Genomic DNA, 23,589 nt, shown 5'->3' with positions numbered 1-23,589 from the left:
GCGATTTCAAAAGAAAAGGGAGGCATTTTAGATGAAAAGAAACAAATGGATATTAGCTGGAGTTTCGCTGATGCTGGCTGGCTCGTTGGCCGCCTGTTCATCATCCGAATCTAATACGGAGGTAAGCAGCAGCAATACAAACTCCGAAAAAACAAAATTGGTCTACTGGACCATTGATCGTCACGATTCTGACTTTATTGAACAAAAAATCAGTGAGTATGAAGGTCTTAATCCCAATATTGAGATTGAAATGAAGGTTATGGCAGAGAACTATACCCAGTCGGTGGATATTGCCTTCTCCAGCATGCAGGCGCCTGATATTCTCCGGGTGGATACTTATAACGTGCCAACCTGGGTCAAAAGAGGGTATCTGGAATCTTTTGATAGCTACATTTCACCAGAGATGAAGAGCCGGTTCGAGAACGTACTTATCAACGAGAAAAATACCGTTGACGGCAAAATATATAGCCTTCCCAATATTGGTCAGTTCTGGCGCCTCATCTATAACGTAGATTTGTTCGAGAAGGCTGGCATTACAGAGCCGCCTACCACACTCGCAGAGATGGTCGAGGATGCCAAGAAAATTACGGCAGCGGGAAAAGATATAGGCGCTTACGGCTTCGCGGGTAATTTCAAAAGTACCAGCGGATTTGAGCGTATCGCTTATCCAATAACAACACTTAGCAAGACTAAGGGCACAGAGGGCTTCGACTTCCAGACCGGGCAATTTGATTTTAGCGTGTATAAAGAGGTTGCTGAGGCGCTGCGGCAGATTAAGGTGGATGGAAGCATGATGCCAGGATCGGAATCGCTTGATATCGACCCGCTGCGTGCGCAATTTGCTCAAGGCAAGATCGGTATGTATTTCAACCATTCCGTTGAGCCGACGGTCTACAAAACCCAATTCCCAACTGAAATTCGCTGGGCAGCTGCGATTCCTCCAACTATTGACGGGGAGCAGAAGGGTGTCAGCCAAGTTATTGCAGGAAGTTATTTGGCTATGAGCAAGGATTCTAAGCATAAGGAAGAAGCTTGGAAGTTTATTGAATGGATGTACAGTGATGATGTGCAGATTGCTTATCAGGAAGCAGGGTACGGGGTTTCGGTTATTCCATCGGTTGCTACTGTTGCCAAGGCACCAGACATTGCAGGGATTGAAGATTTTCTGCCTACAAAGTTAGACGGGATTTATCCAGCGACTCCGATGGTCATTAGTGAGGGACGTCTGGAAGGACTAAAGAAGGTTGATGTCTTCAATAGATACATTTTTGGTGGTGGAGATTTAGATAAAGAGCTTCAGGACTTGAATACTCGCTATAATGCGGCACTTGAAAAAGCCAAAGCCGCAGGTGACACCGATATCGAAGCACAGCCGGACTTCGATGCAGGTTCCCTGCAGGGATCATTGGCCAAATAAATCGAAAAGACGCCCCTTCGGCTTCGTATTAATACGAGCTAGGGGCGTCTTTTTTTGATGACTATTAAGATAATTTTTATTCCTCAGTCGTTTTAGCTGTGCTGGGGGTTCCTTTGTTATTGTAGAGCCACAGCGCGTATTCCAGAGGGCGAATAAGGGCTTTGCGGTATGTGGTTCCGTCACCTGATCTTGCGAACACTTCACGGGCGGGCTTTGGATTAACCTCCAGCACGTAAATTTTCCCTTCGCGATCAATGGCGAGGTCCAATGCAAGCTCACATAAGGCTCCGTAACTTTCTTCCAGGAAGGCTGCGGCATCAAGGCCTAACCTCTCGGCAGTCTTCATGACCTTATCGGTTTTATCCTGACTACCCAGCCATTCCTTCAGCAGTGTTTCCGCTCGAACGGCATGACCACCGCCATGAAGATTGGAGGTTACACTCCGCGCTGCACCGACCCGTGCTGCCATACCTGTGAGTTCCCAGACACCTTGCCCATTCTTTTGAACGAGCATCCGGTAATCATGGAAACGTCCGCCCGGCAGACGTAATGGAATCCCTTGTTGGATAAGGAAACGTCCGCCGATGCACCATTGCCGTACGATGGAATCCAGCCGAGTAGAAGAGACTTTACGTGTGGGAATGATTCGGCGATCCTGGCGACGGCCTTGAATATCATATACCCCACGCCCATTCTTCATTCTCTCAATTCTGAGGATGCCACGTCCACCTGTGCCGTTTGCCGGCTTGATATAGACTACTGAATTGGTTTTCAGCATCCGGCGCAGGTCGGCAGAGGACTGATAGAGTAAAGTTTCTGGCATATGTTGCCGGAAACGGCTTTTTTGTGAGAATGTTTGGTGAATGGTCCATTTGTTGCGCAGTGGACGATTCAGAAATAACAGATGATTGTAGCGTTCTCGGAAACGAAGCAGTTGCTGAAAGCGTGAGCTGCGCTGAATACGGCAACGGTCATAAATCATGTTCGGAAAAGAACGCCATTTGCGTGACCATTTTCCGCTCTTGGGATCAAAGACAAGGGCATGGATCTGCTCTTTACTGGGATGAACATCCATGGGGGTGAAAACAAAGACATCCAAGCCAATTCGTTTGCCCTCGACGATCATTCTCCGGTACACGGCCTTTTCTTCAAGCTGCTTGGCTTCGTTAATATATAAAGTAAGAATGCCTAAGACGGGCTCTGGCACAGGAGTTCACCTTCTTGTGGAGAATTAGTAGTGCTGCCGGTATGATGGGGTGACCGGAGCAGTAATGTTGGCTTGCCGGTAGGACCAGTGGTAAGTGTGTCGGCAGCAAGGCCGATATTGAAGCACATCTTTAGGCTAGCTGTATTGTCACAGGCAACACTGCATTGCAGATGCCCGAGGCGTTTCAGCTGGGCAGCCATTAAGGCAGTGCCGGTGTGTCTATTCCGGTAGAAGGGGTGCACAGCGACAAGACAGGCTTCTGCACCGAAACCGGATACGAAGCTGACTCCTGCGAGCTGGCGCCCATTCTGACCGCGTACGGTGGCGACAAGCAGCGAGATACCCGGCTCTGACAACTGATCCGGTGTTAAACGGGCCAGTACTTTGCAAGCTTGGTTTGTGATTCGCTTCTCCCCATGCGCTCTTATAAACTCAAGCAGTCCAGCCAGCCGTGATTTCCACTGTTTGGCATTTGTGTCATAGATGGAGGATATCTGCATGCTGTGTCACATCCTTTTAATGATTTCTATTTAAACTGGCGCGCTAAGTGCTGGCCGTAGTGAAAGATTCGCTCTAGGGACAGCTTGCGGATCGCGGGTTCATCAAATTTCATCGGCCGGGAGTTGGCCTCAAAGAACCAGAGTCCCCCGTTCTCATCTACACCCAGATCCATCGACATCTCTCCGAGCATAGAGTCAGAAGCTCTTTCGATTTGTCTAGCGATAAGAAGGGCGGTTGTAGGCACGCTCTTCAGGATCATGGCTGCTCTTTCGGTTCCAAATGTACTTTCCAGCATGCTGGCAGGCTCTTCAATACTACCGCCGCGTGGTACATGTGTCGTTATACTTCGGGCACCGGCGAGGCGTGCGCCTATGCCGGTCACTCCCCAGCCGCCTCTGCTGTTTTTTTGCAGCAGCACCCGCAGATCAAACGGTCTTCCCCGATGAGTCGCCAGTTCAATAGCCTGCTGCACAATATAACGAGAGATTCCTTTTTCTTTTCCGATTCTTGCCCAGAGCCGGTCCATGGAAGCTGCTTTGTACGTCACATTTTTTTTGCCGCTTTGAATTTGAAGCCGGTAAGGCAAAGCGGTATCTGCACGATATTTCAGGCGCATAATTCCTTTTCCTGCTTTGCCGTTCTCTGGTTTAAGGTAGAGGCTGGTATGCTGGTTCAGCATGGCAGTAAGGGTGTTTGCACTGCGTAATCGTCTCGTTTTTGGAACATGCTTTGAGGTGGAGTGCGAACCCCTTAACCATTCGAATAGACTCCATTTATTGAAAAAATATGGATTATATAGCTTAATGCCTGGATGTTCCAGGCATTGAGCTATTTTACGTACCACAGCAGGTTTTTCCTCATCCTCACGGGTGGGAATTCGGTTATAAATGATTTGTGGAAGAGGTACAGGAATGCTGTACCAGATTTTACCGCTGGACGATGGGACATATCCGTTCACCATCCGTTCCTCAAGCTTGAGGTCACGGACAGTGACGACGTAGACAAGAAATCCCATTTCTTTGCCTGTGCGAATAATGTCCCGGAAGTTGCTGCGGTTGCCATTAAATTGCCGTACTTTATCGCTGGTGGTCAGTATGGCAATAACAGGTTTTGTATCTTCCGGATTATGGGTGCTCACATCTCATCCCTCCTGCGGAATTTGCTGAGGTATAGACAATGCTCCAGAATGTGCTCGATGGAAGCTTTGCCCTCAGCGCGCAGGGAAGGGTGACGGAAGATGGAACGACCTGGTTTGGCGTTGGCCTCGAACATCCAGATGTCTTCATCCTGATCAATTCCGAGATCAAAGCCAATTTCACCGAGCAAATGACGATGCTGGACTTCTAGTGATTCTGCCAGCTTGATGGCTGTAGTCTTTGCACGCTGCAGTACTTCGTCAGCTCTTGCGCCGAATACACGTCCGAGTGCTTGCTGAGGTGTAAGCAATGCTCCTCCATTTTTAAGGTGAGTGGTGACACTGCCACGGCCGGCTTTTTTAGCGCCTATGCCGACTACAATCCACTGATTACTGCCGTTTTTATGCATATGGAACCGGAAATCAATCGGGCAGCCATCTATTTCAATGAGGCGTATTCCCTGCTGAACTATATAATTTTGCAGATTTTGACCGTGACGCGAACGAAGCATACGCATAAGGGCTTCAAAGGTGGTAAAGCGTAAAAGAACGTTTTTTCCACCGCGGCGGTAGCGGGCAAAATACCCCTTTTTCGGGAGATAGGTAAGCCGATAAATTCCGTGACCCAGACTTCCCGCAGAAGGTTTATAGTATACAAAATGATGGTGATCCAGCATTTCTCTCATTTTTTCCGTGGACGGATTGCTGTGGGTTTCAGGTACGTAACGATTTGCCGCCCCATCATTTTCTAAAAGCTTATAGATATCGGATTTATTGAAAAAGCTCCAGTTAAAGTATGGAATTCTTTTCCGCATAAATCGTTCGCGAAGTTGGTTGATATAGGGTGAGGTCTCAGCTCTCCGACTGGGCAATCGATTATAGACAACATCAGGCAGAGGGACCATTTTTCGTTCAAACTTACCGCTTGAAGTCAAAAAATATCCATAGACCTGTTCCTGTTGCCAGTTGATGTCACGCGGCATAAAGGCAAATATATAACATTTGTTGCTGCCTTCCCGCAGTAATTGCTTGATGAACCCTGTGCGAGAACCGAAAGGCTGAGACGAGGAAGCAGGACCATCGGACAATATGCCAACTAAAGGTCCTAGCTGCACCTCGTCATTCTGTAGATTGCGTAAATAGACACCGCCTGATTTCGGAACCTTGATAGCGCTTTTTACGCCTGAGGCGAGATATAGGTGATTTCCGGCGCGCTTGATGGGCTTGATCATGGTCGGGGTGGCATCTTTACCGAGCCTTAAGCGTATATTTTTTTTCCCGGTTAACTTCAAGCTTTTCATCAGTGCACCTGATACATATACAACTCTTTGGGGCTGCTTAGTGAAATGCACATTGCAAAAAGTGAGACTCATTTATGAATCCTCCTTAGGAACCATTGTTATCATTCTCCCGTTTGTAACGGAGCTGTCCGTAGATAGGGATGGTATCCGTCGTTGTGTGAGCAGTAGATGGCGCGCATAAGACAGTGGATTCTCGGCGGCGAGCTTAGCAGCCCGGCGGTCGCCCGTCAGCCGGAATACCGTGCGCCCTGGCTTGGAATTTGCTTCTAGTAAATGAATCCGACCGCTCGAATCAATACCGAAATCAAGGCCGAGTTCTCCAAGCCTGCCGCATGCAGCCTCCAGTAGTGGAGGCAAGTATGCAGCTTCTGCAGCAAGCTCACGCATGATGTCTTTTCCACCCTGACCATATTCTGCAAGCAAAAAAGGCAGGGGAGAAACAGCTGTTCCGCCGCCATGCAGGTTCGAAGTCAGCGAACCTTGGTTACCCAGCCGTACGGCCATGCCGGTAAGAGTCCAGCGGCCAAGGCCATTCTTTTGCATCAATACACGCACATCGAACGGTTGCCCCTTACTATTAGTTAGGTGCAGGAAAGGCTGTATAATATAGCGGCGTGAGCCGATAAATTCATGAATCCAGTTCAGTCCTTCAGCCTGTGAGTCGAAAACATATTGAAATGGTGTATTTGTTCCGTCACGCCCTCGTACTCTCATGCCTCTGTTCTGCAGTATGGAATGTAATGTACGTTTGCCATGGGTGCCGGCCTTGGGCTTTAGAAAAACTCCATATTCTCTTTCAGCAAGCATTGTACTTAACCTGCGGGTACCGGTATAGAGTACAGTTTCCGGCAGTATTGCCGCTGCTCTCCGGTCGCGCTTCAATATCTCATGTACACCCCATTTATCTGGCAAACCTCGAGACCAAGGTAGAGAACGATGAAGAGAAGAAAGTGCAGCGGAAGCTTCTTTTCTTTCTTTCGGACCTTCGTGAAAACAGCGATTATAGACAATATCTGGCGGTGAAGAAGTGGTATTCTGCCAGCTTCCATCTTTCCAGGTATAGCCGGTAATGGAGGAACCGTCTGCCGCTACTCCGTCTGGATGAAATACGAGGACTTTTAGGCTGTATAGAGGAGCTGCCCGGCATAAATGACTGCAAAACTCTGGCTCGGCGATCGGTGGATTCCCGTTGCGGCGGCCTGTCATAATGCCGAGGAACCCCACTTCTTTTTCAGTCATCGTGTCCTCCTTATAAACCGGCCAAGTAGCGGCAATATAAAATCATTTGCTTGACGGACGGTCTTATTTTTTGATCGTTTAACGGTGTATTATCGTTCTTGGAGGGCTTGGAGTTAACCTCTAAGAGCCATATTCGTCCTGATTGATCCAGTGCCAGATCGATTCCGAGCTCTCCGAAATGAGCGGGGATAAAGGTTTCGACCCCTCTTGCAATGGCAAGTGCTGCTCTGGGCAGCTGAAGCTGAACGTTTTCTTTTGCGCCCGGAGGAAGACTGCTCTTGCTAATCGCTTCTTTCACTGTGCTGAGACTGCCACCTCTAGCTAAATTAGACACGAAGTGATTGCTTCCGGCGGTGCGGGCGACAATGGAGGTAACTCCCCATTTTCCGCTGCCATTCTTCTGAACAAGTGCCCGGAAATCTACAGGTCGCCTTCCTAGCTCCATCAAAGGCAATCCCTGCTGAATCTGGTATCGAGTGGTCTTCATTTTGGGAGCGATGGACTGGTACAATTTAGCGAGAGTGGTGTAGCTTTGCTTGCGTGTACCTATGGAGGTAGTAGACAATAGACGGTAACCTCCGCCTTCTTCTTTAGAGATACGAAGTATGCCTTTGCCGAGACTGCCTCGTACAGGTTTCAAAAATACACTTGGGTAATGGCTGCACATCTTCTTCATTACGGCAAAGCCGTTCAACGCATGCGATTCAGGTAAATACCGCTGCAGGGAAGGGTCTTGCGCTAAAGCTTCAAATACCTCTGTCTTGTCAAGAAATTTTTCGTTGAAGAAATGCGTTCCATATCGCGATTTTACATCCGCCAAAAAATGCTGTACGCTAGGTTTATTCTCCACCTTTCGCGTCGTTAACCGATTGTTGATTACATCGGCAATGGGCAGACTCATTTTTCTCCAACCCTCGTTGTATACCCAGCCCTGAATGGAAGAACTGCGTGTTTCCAGCGCTTCCGGGGTAAAGAAATATACATAGGCGCCTTGTGTGTGGCAGGCATTTGTCAATTCCCGGCAGAACATGGTAATGGGTCCAAACAACCTGTCGAGATTATCTGGATGGTCACGACTGACGAGCACGCCGATCAACGGTCCAAGCCGCAAGGTGCGGCTTACAGAGCTGTAAGAAACGTTGAGGGTTTGTCGGTGTTTCCATCCGGTCCGCCGCGCCAGTCCTTCGCTTACACGCAGGATGTCGGATTTGGGAGCCGAGATAATGGTAACCTCCTGCCGGAAAGAGCCGAATGCCAGCTGGAGTGTTCCGTGAGACGGGATTTTGAGTCTTTTCATGGATTTTTCGCCAAGCATTATAGCGTTTTCCTGCAGGATGCCCGAGTTGACCGTATGGACCGGGATCTTGAATTGGGACATCGTGGATCTCCTTCCGGTAGGCAGCATGATGCCGGCAATTTGGTAGCTAAGGGTTACATATCATTCATCATATGGAGACAGATGACCCTTGGTGATTGACCTAATCGCTAAAAACCTTGCCCAGTCATTTCATAAGCTCGGCCCAAGAAGCGAAACAAGTATGGAATGAGCGAATATTGGAAACTAAAGCAGCGTGGATTCAGGAAGCGGCTGCTAACAAAACTTAAGCGTATGTTTTCGGAGTGAGTTTTTAGAGCAGAGTAGATTCAGGAAGCAGCTGTTACAAAACCTAAGCGTAAGCTTCCGAAGTGAGTTTTGCACGAAGACGATCTGAGGAGTGTACGCTAACAAAACTTTTAGGAGGAATCATAATGAGCATTCACGACAAAGCACATGAACTGGCGAAAGCCATTAAAGAGAGCAGCGAGGTATCGGACATCAGAAATGCCATGAAGGTCGTAGAAACGGATCCTGAAGCGAAAGCGATGCTGGACAATTTCCGCCAAGGTCAGATGGAGCTGCAACAACGGATGATGAGCGGAGAAATGCCTCCACAAGAAGAAATGGAAAAGATGGAGAAGCTGTTCGAGGTGCTTAATTTGAATCTTGGCATTCGTCGTCTGTTCGATGCGGAACGCCGTCTGAGCGTTGTAATCGAGGATGTAAATAAAATTATCACCGAGAGTTTGTCCCAATTGTACGGTGAATAAATTTCAGCAATGAAAATCAAAAGAGGGTGTTCCCGAAGCCGATGGCTCTGGAAGCACCCTCTTTCTTGTGGCTGTGACTATATGGCTAGCCTAAGCTCAAGCTCGACCTCAACCTCAACCTCAACCTCAACTAATCTTGTTTACCTTCGACTGCGCAGAGAAGAATACCAGCTGCCAAACCTAAGCGGCGATCAAGCTTGCCTTTTCGATCCTCCGAGAAGTCAGCCATAATTTTGGTGACAAATGGATTGAAATTTTGCTTGAAGGCAGGGATCGTAGTATCATCCATCTCGATATTATATTTCTGCGGAATAATAGCGATGAAGCGGCGCAGTAAAGCCATCGCGGTGCTGTCTTCCTTGATTTTTCCGATTTCCTGATCATGACGGTCAAGAATAATCCATTCATCCTTCAAAATAGATTTGAGACCCTTACGGCGAAAAGCACCAATATGCTCACCGGACTCTGTATCGTGTACATCATAAGTAGCGCTAAAATCGACGACGCTACGGGCTTTTATGCGCAGAAGCTCCTTCTGCATAGATTCATCCGTATAAAGTGCAATGTCTTCTTTAAGCTTGAACGCTTTCATTTGTGAATAGAGCACAAGCTGCTCAGAGCTGTCAAAAATATGAAGTTTCGCACCCATGATCGAAAATACTTTTTTGCGAATTATGTATTCGGTATGATTATAAGCTGCATTCAATTCAAAAACGCCTCCCCTAAATGAAATCATCATCTCATATATAAGCGTCTCTTGCTATATAAATGCTAACCTTTTATACATAATTTTGAAAAGGTTATATTTTTTAATGGACTTGTCTCATATTACGGGCCTCATGTTCATAGAGTAGAGATATAGATTCAATCGAATATCCTGTCTACGAAGGAGCTGTTATTAATGAGAAAAAGAAACAAGTTCAAACACGGTGTCTATCTCTTGCTGGCGTTGGCCATGCTTTTGTATGCACTGCCGAAGCTTTCGCTTGCGAATGGACCGAGTTGGGTGTTTGGTTTTGGAGTCGTCTGGTCACTTTTTGCGTTTATGGTCATTGCGGCACATCTGCATTTTATTATCGGGGTTGATGAGGAAAAGACCAAACGTTTGGAAGCTGTGCGAAAAGCAAAGCTGGAGCAATGGCAGACAAAGTGGAATGAAGAAACTAGAGTTTCGCAAAGATAATAGAGTTGGGGTCGATTACTAAAAAAGCTAGATTAGCTTCAGGTCTCTCGAAAAGCACGGCAGTCGTGCAAAGAGAGGCATAAGTGCCTTAGAATGCCGCGCAAATCGTAAAAGTAGCCAAAAGAGAAGTATAAATACCGTAGAATGCCGCGGAAAGCGTAGAAGTAGCTAAAAGAGAAGTATAAATGCCTTAGAATGCCGCGCAAAACACCAAAGTAGCCAAAAGAAAGGTATAAATACCGTAGAATGCCGGGCAAAACGCAAAAGTCGTGAAAAGAGAAGTATAAATACCGTAGAATGCCGGGCAAAACACCAAAGTAGCCAAAAGAAAGGTATAAATACCGTAGAATGCCGGGCAAAACACCAAAGTAGCCAAAAGAAAGGTATAAATACCGTAGAATGCCGGGCAAAACACCAAAGTAGCCAAAAGAAAGGTATAAATACCGTAGAATGCCGGGCAAAACACCAAAGTAGCCAAAAGAAAGGTATAAATACCGTAGAATGCCGCGCAAAATACCAAAGTAGCCAAAAGAAAGGTATAAATACCGTAGAATGCCGGGCAAAACGCAAAAGTAGCCAAAAGAGAAGTATAAATACCGTAGAATGCCGGGCAAATCGTAAAAGTAGCCAAAAGAGAGGTATAAATACCGTAGAATGCCGCGCAAATCGTAAAAGTAGCCAAAAGAGAGGTATAAATACCGTAGAATGCCGCGCAAAGCGTAAAAGTCACACAAAGAGGCATACAAAAAAGACACACTCATACGAAAAAGCCCACTAGCCTAAGCCAGTGGGCTTTAATATGCCCCCTGTATTGCTTGCAGGGGGTTAAATGTTATTTTCTCATTGGTGAGATCTCTTCCAGCCTTCTTTTCTTCGGCAGATATCCGTTTACCAAGAGCCGCGTAATACCACACTGCAGGAACGAGGACCGCGAGTATAAAAAGAAATTGCATAAGCTCAGCTCCTTTCACGTCGATAGTATAAACTTTTTTCCTGATCGTAGAGAGGATGGACATAATCCTACCATCCTACCATCCTACCATCCTACCATCCTACCATCCTACCATCATCCTACCATCATCCGACCATCCCATCCACGTGTTAAGCAAAAACAATCCGATTACTTTTTACTGACCGAGCATTGAACTTCAAATACATAACTGGCGCTTCCCTGAGGCCATCTTGCATGGATGATATATAGGTGTCTGCCGCTACCTGCTGCGAGTTGAAAACTGTTTTTGTCCACGGAAAGGGCTTCGTCCGGTCGTTCCTCACCAGGAAATGAAGCCATAACCTCCATCTCCTTGGGTGCATATGAGAATTCGAGTTCTACCTGATCACCGCTGATGGCTTTGGGATGTACCTTCTGTATGGAAACCAGCTCAACGTTAGAAGCTATATCCACACATACGCCTTTGCCATTGTCGTTCCAGCAATAAGAGCCTTGAATAGCCTCGAACTGTTCACCGCCAACAGTAACTTGAACGCTTGGGGGCTGTGGGTTAACAGTGTCTTCTGATGAATTCTTATCTTCATTAAAAGTTGATTGAAACAAGTCCAATAGATCCTTTTTGCTGGTATCTGACAGGCGATAGTGGCCCATTTGTCCTGATTTAATGAGTAACCCATTGTTACTTCCGACGATCCAAAAAGAGAATTCATAACTTATGCCATCCTTCATGTTCACAGTGGTTCTGTAATCGCTGGGAGCAATATCTAGTTGTCCTCTATCATATTCAGCAGTAGTTATGGCTTGAACGAAACGTTCAAAGGAGGATGTATCAGAAATAGTCGTCGTTGGCTGTTTTCTTTCAATTAAGTTGATAGAAACTATATTATTTGCATCCAGCTCTATCTGGTCTGCTTGTTTTATTTCGTTTCCCGTATTTCCACAGCTGACCAGTCCTATGAAAAGCAAAGTAAGGGTAAGTAGTAATAAAGCGGTCTTGTTCATATCTTCAATGCTCCTTTACACATTCATTAATTCTCAGACTATAAAAAAGAGGAAAAGGTTGCTAAATAAAGGCAGCGAATTTTTAAGGTCAGCTTAAAACGCATCAGAGATATTCAGTTTCAAAAAATTCGATTTTAAGGTGGTTTTCAAACTTGCTATGTGGCAATACCTACCTTAATCGTAGATTGTGTAAGGAGAGTGAAATTCGAATCCGAAGCTTATGAATCGGTTGTACTGAGCCATTCTATCGTTGTATAATAGGTACAGTATAGTACAGATCGGAGCATGGGGGTGTAACAGTTGGAAGGTCAAGGCGATGCGATTACTAAACACGAGCAACTGCTGCAGCATATTGAAAGTCTTAAGGTAGGTACCAAAATATCTGTTCGCAAGCTCGCCAAAGAAATGTTAGTCAGCGAAGGGACTGCTTACCGTGCAGTGAAGGAAGCTGAGAATCTCGGGATAGTCATCACGAAGGAACGGATTGGTACAGTTCGTGTAGAAAAGAAACCTCGGAACATTTCAGAGCAGCTGACGTTTGGCGATGTAGTTGATATTGTTGAAGGGCATGTGCTTGGCGGGGCAAGTGGACTAAATAAACATCTGCATAAATACGTGATCGGGGCGATGAAGGTCGATGCGATGATCCGTTATATAGACGCTGACAGTCTGTTGATTGTGGGTAACCGTGATGATGTTCACTCTCTGGCGCTGGAGCAGGGTGCAGGGGTTCTGGTGACAGGGGGCTTCGGGACGAGCCGTGAAGTGAAGGCATTGGCAGACGAGCTGGATCTTCCCATTATTTCTTCGAGACATGACACGTTTACCGTCGCTTCAATGATTAACCGTGCTATTTTTGATAGATTGATAAAGAAAAAAATTATGCTGGTAGAGGATATTATCGACAGCAAACCGCGCCTGAATACGTTAAAAATCTCTAGCACCGTCGGCGAGCTACGACAGGTTTCTGAGGAAACTGGAGAGCAGCGCTTTCCCGTTACGGATGAATGGAACCGAGTCATTGGCATTATCGGTCGCCGTGATGTAGAGGAATTGACGGAAGGGCAGATCATTGAAAAAGCGATGATTCGCAGTCCGGTTACGGCTGCACTGCAAACCTCACTAGCCTCCGCGGCCCAGATCATGATGTGGGAAGGCGTGGATTTTCTGCCCATAGTGGACCGTAACCGCAAACTGGTAGGCTCCCTAACCCGTAAAGAAGTGCTGCAAAGCTTACGCGATGTTCGGAACCAACCTCAGTTGGGAGAGACTTTTGATCATCTCATTTGGAATGGTTTTGCGGATGAGCGGGACGAAGAGGGACGATTGTTCTTCCATGGCTTTATTACGCCGCAGATGGCCACGGATCTTGGGACGATTTCTGAAGGAATATTGTCTACGCTTATGACGCTTTCGGCATTTAAAGCAGCTAAGGATATCACAGGAAATGATTATGTACTAGATAATATGTCCACTTATTTTATCCGACCGGTACAGATCGAACACGCGATCATTGTAATGCCGAGACTGCTCGAAATCAGCCGCCGTACCTGTAAGCTTGAGATTGAGATCAGCCACTCGGATACTCTGGTAGCCAAAGCTGTTCTGATGCTGCAATCCATTGATCATGGCTAAAGAATGGTTTGCTAGCTGGATAGCATCCGGTAAATAGGATCGTATACATGCTAAATAGACTGCCCTCATCATTGATTGAGAGGGGAGTCTATTTTATTCTTTTCCTATTCCGTCAGAGCAGCAGCTAGGCTTTTGACTGGTGTTGTTCCTGGCTGCGGCTACGGCTGTAAAAACTATAGCTGCGTAGACCCGAGAAGATGTTGAACGCACCAATCAGCAGAAAGGCAGCTTCAACAATAATATTAACGGTAGAGCCGCGAAACAAAAACATGGATATCAAGGATAGCGTTACGAGCATAGCACCGAGCATCACATTCATGACGGAGCGTTTCAGCCCTTTATCTTGGGGATTTAAGGCACGGCGGGAGGATATGCTGAACACAGCGGCACCGATTACAAAGATCACCAGCAGGATAAACAATAAATACTTGATAAATAAAACCATGGACAGCCAGCTCCTTTATCGTGTCTTGCAGTAGCCAAGAAGTAATTTCCACGTCTGTCCATTATTGTATCACACGATGGCTGTCAGCTGCGCTTAAAAGGACTGATTTCTACCCAGATTTGCAGGACGCCTTCCATGACGAGCATGGTTCGGATTTTGACAGAGTATTCCTTGTCACGCACAATGTATAGCTTTCCATCCAACAGCAGTCTAACCAGTTTACTGTCTGTATCAATATCGAACATGCTGCGGCCGCGCATCGGTTCCAGATCTGAGCCCATTTGGCTTATGATTAATTTTACAGTTACGGGGTCAAGTGGGGTATCTTCTTTGGATTTGCTTTCCTCCGATCGAATTTTGATTTCTCTGATTACGGTTGAGGTATTATTGTATTTTTTGAGTGTCTGAATATCTTTTTGATATTGCTCGATCTGTACACGCAGATCTTGATTATGCAGCCATAATACGTTATATCCTACATGGTAAATAGCATTGTATATGACAGCTCCTACGACGATCCCTAGCATGAATATAGCGGAGATCTGGGTGAATCTGCGAAAACGACTGAATGGTGGAACTCTCACTGGCGTTACCCCCTGCCGCACACCCATTTTACTAGCTCACTGCCCATATGGGCTCCTAGAAAAGCGAAGGCAAGATACATGATTTGTTTGATGGCGGGGGAGAGGTTGCCTCCAATCATGTTGCTTTCAATGACCCGTAAGGGGTCCATAGTACCTCCTACAGCGGCTGCTAGTGCCCATATTTTAATCCGATCTGCCACATCCAGCATCGTTTGCGTCGGCGGTTGCAGGGATACAACGGCGCCGATTCCGCCGAGCATAGCTCCGCCAAGCACGATGCCGAAGGCGATAAAGAAGTCGAGGATAGCTTTGCTCATAAAAATGCTCATACAGGCCCCTTCCCGGACGAGGCATTTACAAGCTTTGCCTGTCCTTATGCTCTTAATCCATTGTATGGGCGGGTCCCCCTTTAATATGATAAAATAGTTTCATCTTATGTTTGATTTTTGCAGTAGAGAGGAAGTGGGGTTATGAGCCCTTTCGTGCATTTGCATGTGCACAGCGAATACAGTTTACTGGACGGGGCGGCGCGCATTACCGATCTCGTGCGCCGGGCCGGCGAATACGGCATGAAGTCGCTGGCGCTTACGGATCATGGAGTGATGTACGGGGCCATCCCCTTTTATAAAGCGTGTAAAGAGAATGGAATCAAGCCGATTATTGGCTGTGAAGCTTATTTAACCGCGGGTTCACGCCGTGAGCGGGGCAGTCGAAAAGATCAACCGATCTACCACTTGATTCTGCTCGTCAAGAATGAAACCGGCTACAAGAACCTGATGAAGCTGATCTCTATCGGCCATCTGGAAGGCCATCATTATAAACCCCGGATCGATATGGAAGTGTTGGCAGCTCATTCAGAGGGGATTATCTGCCTTAGTGCTTGTCTGGGCGGAGAAGTGCCGCAGCATCTGCTGCATGGTCGTGATGAGGAGGCGCGAAAGGCTGCGCTGCGATATAAGGCGATTTTTGGCGAAGATTTCTATCTGGAGCTCCAAGACCACGGGATCTCCGAGCAAAAGAGAGTGAATCCCAAGCTGATCGCCCTTGCCGGGGAATGTGAAATTCCACTTGTGGTGACGAATGATGTCCATTATTTGGCGAAGGAAGATGCTGAGGTTCAGGATGTGCTGATCTGCATCGGAACAGGCAAAACGGTGGATGATGAGGAACGTCTCAAGATCGGAACAGATCAGCTGTTTCTAAAAAGCAGCGAGCAAATGGCGGCATTGTTTCCGCATGTGCCGCAGGCTATCGCCAATACCTTATTGATCGCAGAAAAATGTAATTTGGAGCTTACCTTCGGCAATCATATTCTGCCTGCCTATTCTCCGCTCCCTGAAGGCATGGATTCCGCTGCTTATTTGCGTGAGCTGTGCTGGAAGGGGATGGAGAAACGATATATAGATACACCGCAATGGGCTACACCTGAGCAAAGAGAGACGGCTGAGAAGCGTCTCACCTATGAGCTGGGCGTTATCGAGAGTATGGGCTTCAGCGATTATTTTCTAATTGTGTGGGATTTTATTGCTTATTGTCATCGTCAGGGAATTGCTACGGGACCCGGACGGGGATCTTCCGCGGGTAGTCTCACCGCATACGCTTTGCGAATAACTGACGTGGACCCCTTGAAATATAACTTGCTCTTTGAACGTTTTCTAAATCCAGAACGGATCACCATGCCGGATATTGATATCGATTTTAGCGATGAACGGCGTGATGAGGTTATTGGTTATGTAGTGGAGAAATACGGCAAAGAACATGTGGCGCAAATTATTACTTTCGGAACTATGGCTGCACGGGCTGCCGTTCGTGATGTAGGCAGGGTGCTGAACTTGCCTTATAACGAGGTAGACAAAGCTGCCAAGCTTATACCTGGTCAACTAGGGATCAGCCTTGCCAGGGCGCTGGAGAGTACACCAGATCTTAAAGCACTGTATGATAGCAATCCAAAGATTAAAGGGTTGCTGGATATGGCAATGAAGGTGGAGGGCATGCCCCGCCATGCTTCGACACATGCTGCTGGGGTTGTTATCTCGAAGGGTCCGTTGACCGATGCAGTCCCACTTCAGGAAGGTAATGAAAGTACGGCGTTAACCCAATACTCTATGGAGCATTTGGAGAGCGTCGGGCTGTTGAAAATGGATTTTCTGGGTTTGCGCACGTTGTCGATTATCGAACGCTGTATGAATTCGATTAAAGAAATGAGCGGAAGTGTTCCGGATTTCCGTGTCATCCCAGATCATGATCCAGCTACGTATGAAATGCTTGGGGCTGGTGAGACAACAGGGGTCTTCCAGCTGGAGTCGGCGGGCGTTAGACGAGTACTTAAAGATCTGAAGCCTAACGGCTTTGAAGATATTGTATCGGTTCTAGCGCTGTATCGTCCGGGTCCGATGGAATTTATCCCGAAATATATAGCAGGCAAACACGGTGAGATTGAAGTAGAGTATCCACATTCTGATTTGAAGGCTATTTTAGCGGACACCTATGGGATCATTGTGTATCAGGAACAGATCATGCAGATTGCTTCTCTGATGGCGGGCTTCTCGTTAGGAGAAGCGGATCTGCTCCGTCGAGCGGTCTCTAAGAAAAAACGTGAGACTCTGGATAAGGAACGGAGCCATTTTGTTCAAGGCAGCTTGCAGCAGGGGTATAATGAAACGGATGCGAATGCTGTTTATGATATGATCGTGCGCTTTGCCGATTACGGCTTCCCGCGTGCTCATGCCGCGGCTTACGGAGTGTTGGCTTTCCAGACAGCTTATCTCAAGGCACATTATCCGGTGCAGTTTATGGCGTCTATGTTGACCGCTGTAATGGGCACTCACCGCAAGGTAGCGGAGTATGTGCTGGACTGCCGCCGCACGGGCATCGGCGTGTTGCCGCCGGATGTGAACGAGAGCGGCGTATTGTTTACTCCGGTTCCAGGCGAAGGAACCGGAACCGGGCATATCCGCTTTGGACTCGCAGCCATTAAGAACGTCGGCACGCTGGCAGTGGAGAACATTATGGCGGTCCGCAAGGAGCGTCCGTTCGACAGTCTGCTAGATTTCTGTCGACGTGTGGACCTGCGGGTCTGCAATAAGCGGGTAGTGGAATCATTGCTGCAGGCGGGAGCTTTTGACTGTCTGCCGGGTCACCGCGCCCAGCTGCTGGCTATGCTGGACGAGACGGTTGACGCTGCGCTGAAATGGCGCAAGGAGCGGGATGAGCTGCAAATCCAGCTGTTCGACGATTTGGTGGAGACACCGAACTGGGAAATCCGCTATCCGGATATCCCTAAGTTCACCATTGGCCAGCAGCTGGAGATGGAACGTGAGCTGCTGGGGTTATATCTTTCGGGCCATCCGCTTGATGATAGCGCGGAGCTGCTTGAGGAGCCCGGTATGCAGCGGCTGATGGATCTTGGTGAAGCCGCGGATGAGAGCCAGACGGTTACGGCCGGAATGGTAGTATCCGTTAAGGAAATTACGACGAAGCAAGGAAAATCGATGGCCTTCGTCGAATGGGAAGATCAGATCGAGCGCTGCGAGGTCGTGCTCTTCCCTGAGGTGTGGAAGCGAAGCCGCAGCTTGATTGCCAAGGGCGCGCTGCTGGCCTTGCGCGCCAAGGTGCAGCAGGAAGACGAAGGCTTCAAGCTGCTGGCCGAGGAAGTGGCGCTGCTGTCTGCGGAGGCTCTCCGCGGGCTATTGCAGCGCCGTAGTGCCGCCGCGTCCCGCTCGTACAGCGCGGGACGCTCGGCCTCGGCAGGAGCGCCGCCACGCGGCGCAGCTCCTGCTTCCCGGACCAGCGGTGCCGCCACTGGTCCGGCTGCCAGGCCAGCAGGCGGCACAACGCCGCCTGCAACAACTGCACAGGCCGCGCCAACAACAGCGGCGACCTCAGGCCAGCGTGTCTTTATCAAGATCACGCCGGCCTCAGAGAATGCAGCGTTGCTGTCGCGCCTGAAAGAGCTGCTGCAGAATCATCCCGGTCCAGCTGCGACGCTTCTGTTCTATGAACAGGATCAGAAGCTCCTAGCTCTTAGCGATAATTATCGTATTAAGCCGTCCGAGGAACTTTTCGCGGCGATCGAGGTTATGCTGGGTGCAGGTACGGTAAGAATAAAATAAGAACAATTCTCCCCTTTTCCGCATACATTAGGAAACCACAGGGCACATCCCTGTACGGAAAGGGGAGTCGCAGCATGTCCTATCAAATGGCAGTAGATCTGTTGGAACGCAGAGGTGTATCACTTTCCTCCATTGCTGAAATCGTATATATTTTACAATCGGTTTATTATCCTGGTTTAACCAAGGATGAATGTCTGTCCAGCGTCAAGTCTGTTTTGGGCAAAAGAGAAGTGCAGTATACTTTAATGACAGGTGTTGCTCTTGATGAATTAGCCGAGAAAAAACTGCTTCCGCAGCCGCTGCAGGCGGTAATGGAGGCTGATGAATCCCTCTACGGAGCGGACGAGACTCTGGCACTTGGTATAACAGGGGTATATGGGATGATCGGACTGACAGGTTTTGGGTATTTGGACAAAATAAAGCTTGGAATCATTGGTGAACTGAACGATGATAAAGGTAGGATTCATGTATTCTTGGATGACCTTGTTGCCGGCATTGCTGCCGCCGCTTCCGCCAGAATTGCTCATCGGCATGAAGGGGCAAAAGTATATCCTTTAGGCACGGACAAGGAATAATTGAGCCCCTTTATTTCGTTTGAACAAGTTCCTCAGTCTTGCTTCCTATGCCCTACTCCTGTTGCGGGAAAAAAGAAAACTGTGTTATCATAATTCCATTATACGGGATACGGCTGGGAATTAAGATTGGGGAGGCCTTGCAGGGCATGTGGACGGTAATATATATCGCGCCGACCGCCAGAGTGGCGGATATGATTAAGAGTAAGCTAACAGAAGAAGGTTTTTTGGTAGAATGCCGTCCAATCAATATGTCCAAGCAGCAGTTTGAGATATTGGTTCCTTCAGGTGAACTGGAGGAAGTACAGGAAGTCCTTAATCTTATTCTGCATCCCTGAGTTTCTTACAAGACAAAAGTCATGACAGCGGCAAGCTGCATAACGCAAATAAACGGCTGAAGAGGTGCGGGTGTGTTCAAAGATTTATTTCAGAAGAAACGGAAGTACGCGACTATTCCTTCAGAACGTCTGGAGCGGAGCGGCGGGCCTGCGGAAGGCGAACGCCCCAAACGTGAAATCCCTGAAGGATTAATGAGCAAATGTAATAAATGCGGAACGATCCAGTATAGTAAGGAATTAGAGAAGAACCTAAAGGTATGTCCTACTTGTGGTCACCACTTGCGCCTAAATGCTGTGGAGCGCATTGCAATGACATTAGACCCTGAGGGCTTTATTGAGTTTGACAGTGAAATGTATTCTATCGACCCGCTGAAATTTCCGGGTTACGCTTCCAAAGTGGAGCAACAGCAGCTGAAATCTGGACAAACTGAAGCCGTAATTACGGGTCAGGGTTCCATTGGTGGCCATCCAGTCATCGTAGCTGTGATGAATTTTGAATTTTTCTCAGGCAGTATGGGCTCTGTAGTAGGTGAGAAGATCACCCGTGCGATAGAAGAGGCCACGGAGCAACAGCTTCCACTCCTTATTTTCTCTACTTCAGGTGGAGCGAGAATGCAGGAGAGTATTCTTAGTCTAATGCAAATGGCGAAGACCAGCGCTGCGCTGGCTCGTTTTAACGAGGTTGGAGGTCTTTACATCTCGATAATTACGGATCCTACTACCGGTGGAGTATCTGCGAGTTTTGCCAGCCTTGGTGATATAATTATTGCAGAGCCTGGAGCGGTATTTGGTTTCGCAGGACGTATAGTCATTGAGCAGACCATTCGCCAGAAGCTTCCGGATGATTTCCAGACCGCTGAATTTAATCTTCAGCATGGGTTGCTTGATATGGTCGTGCATCGCAAAGAAATGCGCGCTACATTGACTAAAATTTTGGAGCTGCATGACGTGAAAGGGGGATTTTAGGTTGGCAGGAGAGTTGCCTTTTGAAATGCCTCTGGTAGAAATGCGCAAGAAGATTGCTGAACTGAAACAGTTTGGCGAAGAGAAGGGTATTGATTTTACGGACGAGGTAGCTAGGCTGGAAGAGCGATACCGTGTGCTGGAGGAAGAAATATATTCTAATATCTCTCCTTCGCAAAAAATGCATTTGGCTAGACATCAAGGACGTCCGACTTCCCTTGATCTTATGGGGCAGATCTTCACAGATTTTATTGAGCTCCACGGTGATCGGATGTTTGGGGATGATCTTGCTATTGTAGGCGGCATCGGTAAACTAAATGGGTTGCCGGTTACAGTTATTGGCCAGCAGCGCGGTAAAGACACCAAAGAGAATATTTTACGATTCTTCGGCAGTGCACACCCTGAGGGCTTCCGTAAAGCGCTGCGTCTGATGCAGCAAGCGGACAAGTTCAAACGTCCCATTATTACCTTCGTGGATACGAAAGGTGCATACCCAGGCAACACAGCCGAGGAAAGAGGTCAATCCGAAGCGATTGCCCGTAATTTACGCGAGATGTCTCAGTTTGGTGTCCCTGTAATCTGTGTGGTCATCGGTGAAGGCGGAAGCGGTGGCGCCCTGGCATTGGCGGTTGGAAATAGAGTGCTCATGCTGGAACATGCCATTTATTCGGCGATATCTCCAAACGGAGCGGCCTCTATTCTGTGGAAGGATGCTTCGAAGGCTGATCAAGCGGCAGAAGCCATGAAGATAACGGCTGCTGATCTGCTTGAGATGGAAGTTATAGAAGAGATCGTACCAGAGCCTAAAGGCGGCGCTCATCGGGATTACGAAGCAACGGCAGCGGCGATTAAGGATGCATTATGGCGGCATCTGCAGGAGCTAACCCAGATGAACTCAGTGGAATTGAAGGATGATCGATACCGTAAATTCCGTAAAATTGGTGAGTTTGCAGAGGCTCAGCAGGAACAAATTTTCATTGAAGAAGAAGTGAAGTCAGAAGTGTAAAAGTGCAAAATCATTTGCACTTTAAGACATATAGCTATACTTAGTGGGTCTTTTGGATATAGTGTAAAATATACAATTTATTGGAATTAAAATAATCTCGATCCACTAACGGGATTATTTTAATTTTTTTTATGTTTACAGAAAATTCGACTTAAAGTTACACCCAAAAGTGCCTACAACATTGATTTTGTGTCTGGTTTGCAGTAATATTCATAAGGGCGTACTTAAAGGCACATGTGACAAAGTTCCTATTTTATTAGTTAGCCTTGTAGTAGATTTTGTAGTTGGAAAAAGTGAGACAGAGAGAACGAAAAAACGGAGGAAAACCTAATGCGGAAAAGTAAAATTGTATGTACGATCGGACCTGCGAGTGAATCGTTGGAGAATATCAAAAAATTGATTTTGGCTGGTATGAATGTGGCCCGTCTGAATTTCTCCCACGGCGATTTCGAAGAGCACGGTGCTCGGATCAATACGATCCGTCAAGCATCTAAGGAACTGAACAAAACAGTTGCTATCCTGCTCGATACTAAAGGACCGGAGATTCGCACAGGCAAGCTGGAAGTAGAACCGATTGAACTTGTTCAGGACGAGTACCTGACACTGACTACGGAAGAGATCCTTGGTAATCAAGATCGTATTTCCATCACGTACAGCGAACTTCCTAACGATGTTCAAGTAGGATCCACAATCCTTATTGATGACGGTCTGATTGGTTTGACAGTTGTCGACATTCAAGGTACAGAAATCAAGACCCGTATTGTAAACGGTGGTACGATTAAGAGCAAGAAGGGCGTTAACGTACCAGGAGTAAACATCTCCTTGCCGGGTATTACGGAAAAAGACACCAACGATATTCTTTTTGGTATCGAACAGGACATCGATTTTATCGCCGCTTCCTTCGTTCGCAAAGCTAGCGACGTTCAGGAAATTCGTGAGCTGCTTGAGAAAAACAACGCTTCTCACATCCAAATCATTTCCAAAATCGAAAACCAACAAGGTGTTGACAACCTTGATGAAATTTTAGAAGCTTCTGACGGCCTGATGGTTGCTCGTGGTGACCTTGGTGTTGAAATCCCAGCTGAAGATGTACCTTTGGCTCAAAAATTGATGATTCAAAAATGTAACGTTGCTGGTAAACCAGTTATCACAGCTACACAAATGTTGGATTCCATGCAACGCAACCCACGTCCTACTCGCGCTGAAGCAAGTGACGTAGCAAACGCTATTTTAGATGGAACAGATGCAATCATGCTTTCCGGAGAAACTGCTGCTGGTAAATATCCAGTAGAATCCGTACTTACAATGTCCCGCATTGCTGAGAAAGCGGAATCCGCTCTGAACCACCATGAAATCTTCATGAAACAACAAACTGCACAAGAAACTACAGTTACAGAAGCAATCAGCCAATCCGTTGCAATTTCTGCTTTGGATCTGAACGCTAAGGCTATCATTTCTTCGACTGTAACAGGTCATACTGCACGCGTTGTTTCCAAATACCGTCCTAAAGCACCAATCATTGCCGTTACAACACAAGAAAGAACTATGCGTCAATTGTCCCTCGTTTGGGGCGTAACGCCAGTGTTCGGACAAGTTGCATCTTCCACAGATGAGCTGCTGGAAACAGCAATCAAAGGTGGTAAGGATTCCGGTCTGGTTCAAACTGGTGACCTAGTTGTGATTACTGCAGGAATTCCACTTGGACGTTCTGGTTCCACTAACTTGGTAAAAGTAAGCACAATCGAGTAGTTTTCGACTGGCTTCACCTGTTTAACAGGTTCCATAGAGCTTAATTAAAGGGTTGTCTCAACTGTAGTGTAAATCTACAAGCGAGGCAGCCCTTTTTTCGTGTTTATCAACATATTCGATTGAAGATTATGTTAAATCCATTTATGCTGTTAGTAACAAA

The 23,589-nt window shown here is 47.3% G+C and carries 23 protein-coding genes; 10 read left to right on the top strand and 13 right to left on the bottom strand.

The features are described from left to right. The first annotated feature begins 31 nt into the window (after positions 1-31). Positions 32-1,417: a sugar ABC transporter substrate-binding protein gene (locus NST45_RS17915; RefSeq protein WP_038569657.1), complete on the top strand. Its 1,386-nt coding sequence runs from the start codon at positions 32-34 to the stop codon at positions 1,415-1,417. A gap of 76 nt (positions 1,418-1,493) precedes the next feature. On the opposite strand, the gene NST45_RS17910 is transcribed toward NST45_RS17915, so the two are convergent. The 6 genes from NST45_RS17910 to NST45_RS17885 are packed head-to-tail and all read right to left on the bottom strand — an operon-like array spanning position 1,494 to position 8,178. After that, positions 1,494-2,624, bottom strand: coding sequence for a YheC/YheD family protein (locus tag NST45_RS17910; protein WP_036683982.1), 1,131 nt, complete (start codon positions 2,622-2,624; stop codon positions 1,494-1,496). Continuing rightward, positions 2,606-3,124, bottom strand: coding sequence for a GNAT family N-acetyltransferase (locus tag NST45_RS17905; RefSeq protein ID WP_036683981.1), 519 nt, complete (start codon positions 3,122-3,124; stop codon positions 2,606-2,608). The genes NST45_RS17910 and NST45_RS17905 overlap by 19 nt, the downstream gene beginning before the upstream one ends. Positions 3,125-3,150: 26 nt before the next feature. Next, positions 3,151-4,263 (bottom strand): YheC/YheD family protein, encoded by a 1,113-nt coding sequence (locus tag NST45_RS17900; protein ID WP_036683979.1) that lies wholly within the window; start codon positions 4,261-4,263, stop codon positions 3,151-3,153. Further along, positions 4,260-5,633 carry a YheC/YheD family protein gene (locus tag NST45_RS17895; protein WP_036683976.1) on the bottom strand — a complete coding sequence of 458 codons (1,374 nt, stop codon included), beginning with the start codon at positions 5,631-5,633 and terminating at the stop codon, positions 4,260-4,262. Before NST45_RS17895 ends, NST45_RS17900 begins: the two co-directional genes overlap by 4 nt. After that, positions 5,634-6,800, bottom strand: coding sequence for a YheC/YheD family protein (locus NST45_RS17890; RefSeq protein WP_052096916.1), 1,167 nt, complete (start codon positions 6,798-6,800; stop codon positions 5,634-5,636). Positions 6,801-6,810: 10 nt separating this feature from the next. Next, a complete protein-coding gene (locus tag NST45_RS17885) occupies positions 6,811-8,178 on the bottom strand; it encodes a YheC/YheD family protein (protein ID WP_038569658.1) in 1,368 nt (455 codons plus the stop codon). 371 nt (positions 8,179-8,549) lie between these two features. Here NST45_RS17885 and NST45_RS17880 point away from each other — a divergent pair, with 371 nt between their 5' ends. Further along, a complete protein-coding gene (locus NST45_RS17880) occupies positions 8,550-8,888 on the top strand; it encodes a YlbF family regulator (RefSeq protein WP_036683973.1) in 339 nt (112 codons plus the stop codon). A gap of 130 nt (positions 8,889-9,018) precedes the next feature. Here the strand turns inward: NST45_RS17880 and NST45_RS17875 are convergent, their stop codons facing one another. Beyond that, entirely contained in the window at positions 9,019-9,594 is a 576-nt protein-coding gene (locus NST45_RS17875; protein WP_036683971.1) for a hypothetical protein, read from the bottom strand. 195 nt (positions 9,595-9,789) lie between these two features. Here NST45_RS17875 and NST45_RS17870 point away from each other — a divergent pair, with 195 nt between their 5' ends. Continuing rightward, on the top strand, positions 9,790-10,071 hold the full coding sequence (locus NST45_RS17870; protein ID WP_036683968.1) for a hypothetical protein: 282 nt from the start codon (positions 9,790-9,792) through the stop codon (positions 10,069-10,071). Positions 10,072-10,261: 190 nt separating this feature from the next. On the opposite strand, the gene NST45_RS17865 is transcribed toward NST45_RS17870, so the two are convergent. From NST45_RS17865 to NST45_RS17855, 3 genes are all read right to left on the bottom strand, one after another. Beyond that, complete coding sequence (locus NST45_RS17865) at positions 10,262-10,801, bottom strand: hypothetical protein (RefSeq protein WP_339823372.1); 540 nt, start codon at positions 10,799-10,801, stop codon at positions 10,262-10,264. A gap of 64 nt (positions 10,802-10,865) precedes the next feature. Beyond that, complete coding sequence (locus tag NST45_RS17860) at positions 10,866-11,087, bottom strand: hypothetical protein (RefSeq protein WP_076140868.1); 222 nt, start codon at positions 11,085-11,087, stop codon at positions 10,866-10,868. Positions 11,088-11,191: 104 nt separating this feature from the next. Continuing rightward, the gene (locus NST45_RS17855; RefSeq protein WP_076224778.1) at positions 11,192-12,025 is read right to left on the bottom strand and encodes a hypothetical protein; all 834 of its coding nucleotides are present in this window, start codon (positions 12,023-12,025) and stop codon (positions 11,192-11,194) included. 300 nt (positions 12,026-12,325) lie between these two features. Here NST45_RS17855 and NST45_RS17850 point away from each other — a divergent pair, with 300 nt between their 5' ends. Beyond that, positions 12,326-13,660, top strand: coding sequence for a DRTGG domain-containing protein (locus NST45_RS17850; RefSeq protein ID WP_036678878.1), 1,335 nt, complete (start codon positions 12,326-12,328; stop codon positions 13,658-13,660). Between the two features lie 124 nt (positions 13,661-13,784). On the opposite strand, the gene NST45_RS17845 is transcribed toward NST45_RS17850, so the two are convergent. The 3 genes from NST45_RS17845 to NST45_RS17835 all read right to left on the bottom strand — a co-directional run bounded on the left by NST45_RS17845 (position 13,785) and on the right by NST45_RS17835 (position 15,018). Next, positions 13,785-14,105 carry a YtpI family protein gene (locus NST45_RS17845; RefSeq protein ID WP_036678880.1) on the bottom strand — a complete coding sequence of 107 codons (321 nt, stop codon included), beginning with the start codon at positions 14,103-14,105 and terminating at the stop codon, positions 13,785-13,787. Between the two features lie 83 nt (positions 14,106-14,188). Next, complete coding sequence (locus tag NST45_RS17840) at positions 14,189-14,689, bottom strand: DUF4044 domain-containing protein (protein WP_038569663.1); 501 nt, start codon at positions 14,687-14,689, stop codon at positions 14,189-14,191. A 5-nt stretch (positions 14,690-14,694) separates the two neighbouring features. Then, positions 14,695-15,018 carry a YtrH family sporulation protein gene (locus NST45_RS17835; protein ID WP_036678886.1) on the bottom strand — a complete coding sequence of 108 codons (324 nt, stop codon included), beginning with the start codon at positions 15,016-15,018 and terminating at the stop codon, positions 14,695-14,697. Positions 15,019-15,159: 141 nt separating this feature from the next. Here NST45_RS17835 and NST45_RS17830 point away from each other — a divergent pair, with 141 nt between their 5' ends. The 6 genes from NST45_RS17830 (at position 15,160) to pyk (ending at position 23,429) form a co-directional block, all read left to right on the top strand. Beyond that, positions 15,160-18,801 (top strand): DNA polymerase III subunit alpha, encoded by a 3,642-nt coding sequence (locus NST45_RS17830; protein WP_076146188.1) that lies wholly within the window; start codon positions 15,160-15,162, stop codon positions 18,799-18,801. Between the two features lie 74 nt (positions 18,802-18,875). Further along, positions 18,876-19,376, top strand: coding sequence for a phosphatidylglycerophosphatase A (locus NST45_RS17825; RefSeq protein WP_036678892.1), 501 nt, complete (start codon positions 18,876-18,878; stop codon positions 19,374-19,376). Positions 19,377-19,522: 146 nt separating this feature from the next. Continuing rightward, positions 19,523-19,711 (top strand): hypothetical protein, encoded by a 189-nt coding sequence (locus tag NST45_RS17820; RefSeq protein WP_036678895.1) that lies wholly within the window; start codon positions 19,523-19,525, stop codon positions 19,709-19,711. Positions 19,712-19,783: 72 nt separating this feature from the next. Next, positions 19,784-20,677 (top strand): acetyl-CoA carboxylase, carboxyltransferase subunit beta, encoded by an 894-nt coding sequence (gene accD / locus NST45_RS17815; RefSeq protein WP_076272458.1) that lies wholly within the window; start codon positions 19,784-19,786, stop codon positions 20,675-20,677. A gap of 1 nt (position 20,678) precedes the next feature. Further along, positions 20,679-21,680, top strand: a complete 1,002-nt coding sequence (locus NST45_RS17810; RefSeq protein WP_036678900.1) for an acetyl-CoA carboxylase carboxyltransferase subunit alpha — start codon at positions 20,679-20,681, stop codon at positions 21,678-21,680. Between the two features lie 330 nt (positions 21,681-22,010). Continuing rightward, positions 22,011-23,429: a pyruvate kinase gene (gene pyk / locus NST45_RS17805; RefSeq protein WP_038569666.1), complete on the top strand. Its 1,419-nt coding sequence runs from the start codon at positions 22,011-22,013 to the stop codon at positions 23,427-23,429. The last annotated feature ends 160 nt before the right edge of the window (positions 23,430-23,589 follow it).

Origin of the sequence: Paenibacillus sp. FSL R7-0163 (assembly GCF_037969975.1) — a bacterium.
GTDB classification, from domain to species: Bacteria; Bacillota; Bacilli; order Paenibacillales; family Paenibacillaceae; genus Paenibacillus_AQ; species Paenibacillus_AQ odorifer.
Note: the sequence above shows the minus strand (reverse complement) of the source record. Positions and strands in the feature narration are given on the sequence as shown.

Bases quoted from the DNA above. Each gene is read 5' to 3' on its own strand.
- NST45_RS17915 (WP_038569657.1), top strand. From the start codon at position 32: ATGAAAAGAAACAAATGGATATTAGCTGGAGTTTCGCTGATGCTGGCT.
- NST45_RS17905 (WP_036683981.1), bottom strand. From the start codon at position 3,124: ATGCAGATATCCTCCATCTATGACACAAATGCCAAACAGTGGAAATCA.
- NST45_RS17895 (WP_036683976.1), bottom strand. From the start codon at position 5,633: ATGAGTCTCACTTTTTGCAATGTGCATTTCACTAAGCAGCCCCAAAGA.
- NST45_RS17890 (WP_052096916.1), bottom strand. From the start codon at position 6,800: ATGACTGAAAAAGAAGTGGGGTTCCTCGGCATTATGACAGGCCGCCGC.
- NST45_RS17885 (WP_038569658.1), bottom strand. From the start codon at position 8,178: ATGTCCCAATTCAAGATCCCGGTCCATACGGTCAACTCGGGCATCCTG.
- NST45_RS17880 (WP_036683973.1), top strand. From the start codon at position 8,550: ATGAGCATTCACGACAAAGCACATGAACTGGCGAAAGCCATTAAAGAG.
- NST45_RS17870 (WP_036683968.1), top strand. From the start codon at position 9,790: ATGAGAAAAAGAAACAAGTTCAAACACGGTGTCTATCTCTTGCTGGCG.
- NST45_RS17860 (WP_076140868.1), bottom strand. From the start codon at position 11,087: ATGTCCATCCTCTCTACGATCAGGAAAAAAGTTTATACTATCGACGTG.
- NST45_RS17855 (WP_076224778.1), bottom strand. From the start codon at position 12,025: ATGAACAAGACCGCTTTATTACTACTTACCCTTACTTTGCTTTTCATA.
- NST45_RS17845 (WP_036678880.1), bottom strand. From the start codon at position 14,105: ATGGTTTTATTTATCAAGTATTTATTGTTTATCCTGCTGGTGATCTTT.
- NST45_RS17835 (WP_036678886.1), bottom strand. From the start codon at position 15,018: ATGAGCATTTTTATGAGCAAAGCTATCCTCGACTTCTTTATCGCCTTC.
- NST45_RS17830 (WP_076146188.1), top strand. From the start codon at position 15,160: ATGAGCCCTTTCGTGCATTTGCATGTGCACAGCGAATACAGTTTACTG.
- NST45_RS17825 (WP_036678892.1), top strand. From the start codon at position 18,876: ATGTCCTATCAAATGGCAGTAGATCTGTTGGAACGCAGAGGTGTATCA.
- NST45_RS17820 (WP_036678895.1), top strand. From the start codon at position 19,523: ATGTGGACGGTAATATATATCGCGCCGACCGCCAGAGTGGCGGATATG.
- pyk (WP_038569666.1), top strand. From the start codon at position 22,011: ATGCGGAAAAGTAAAATTGTATGTACGATCGGACCTGCGAGTGAATCG.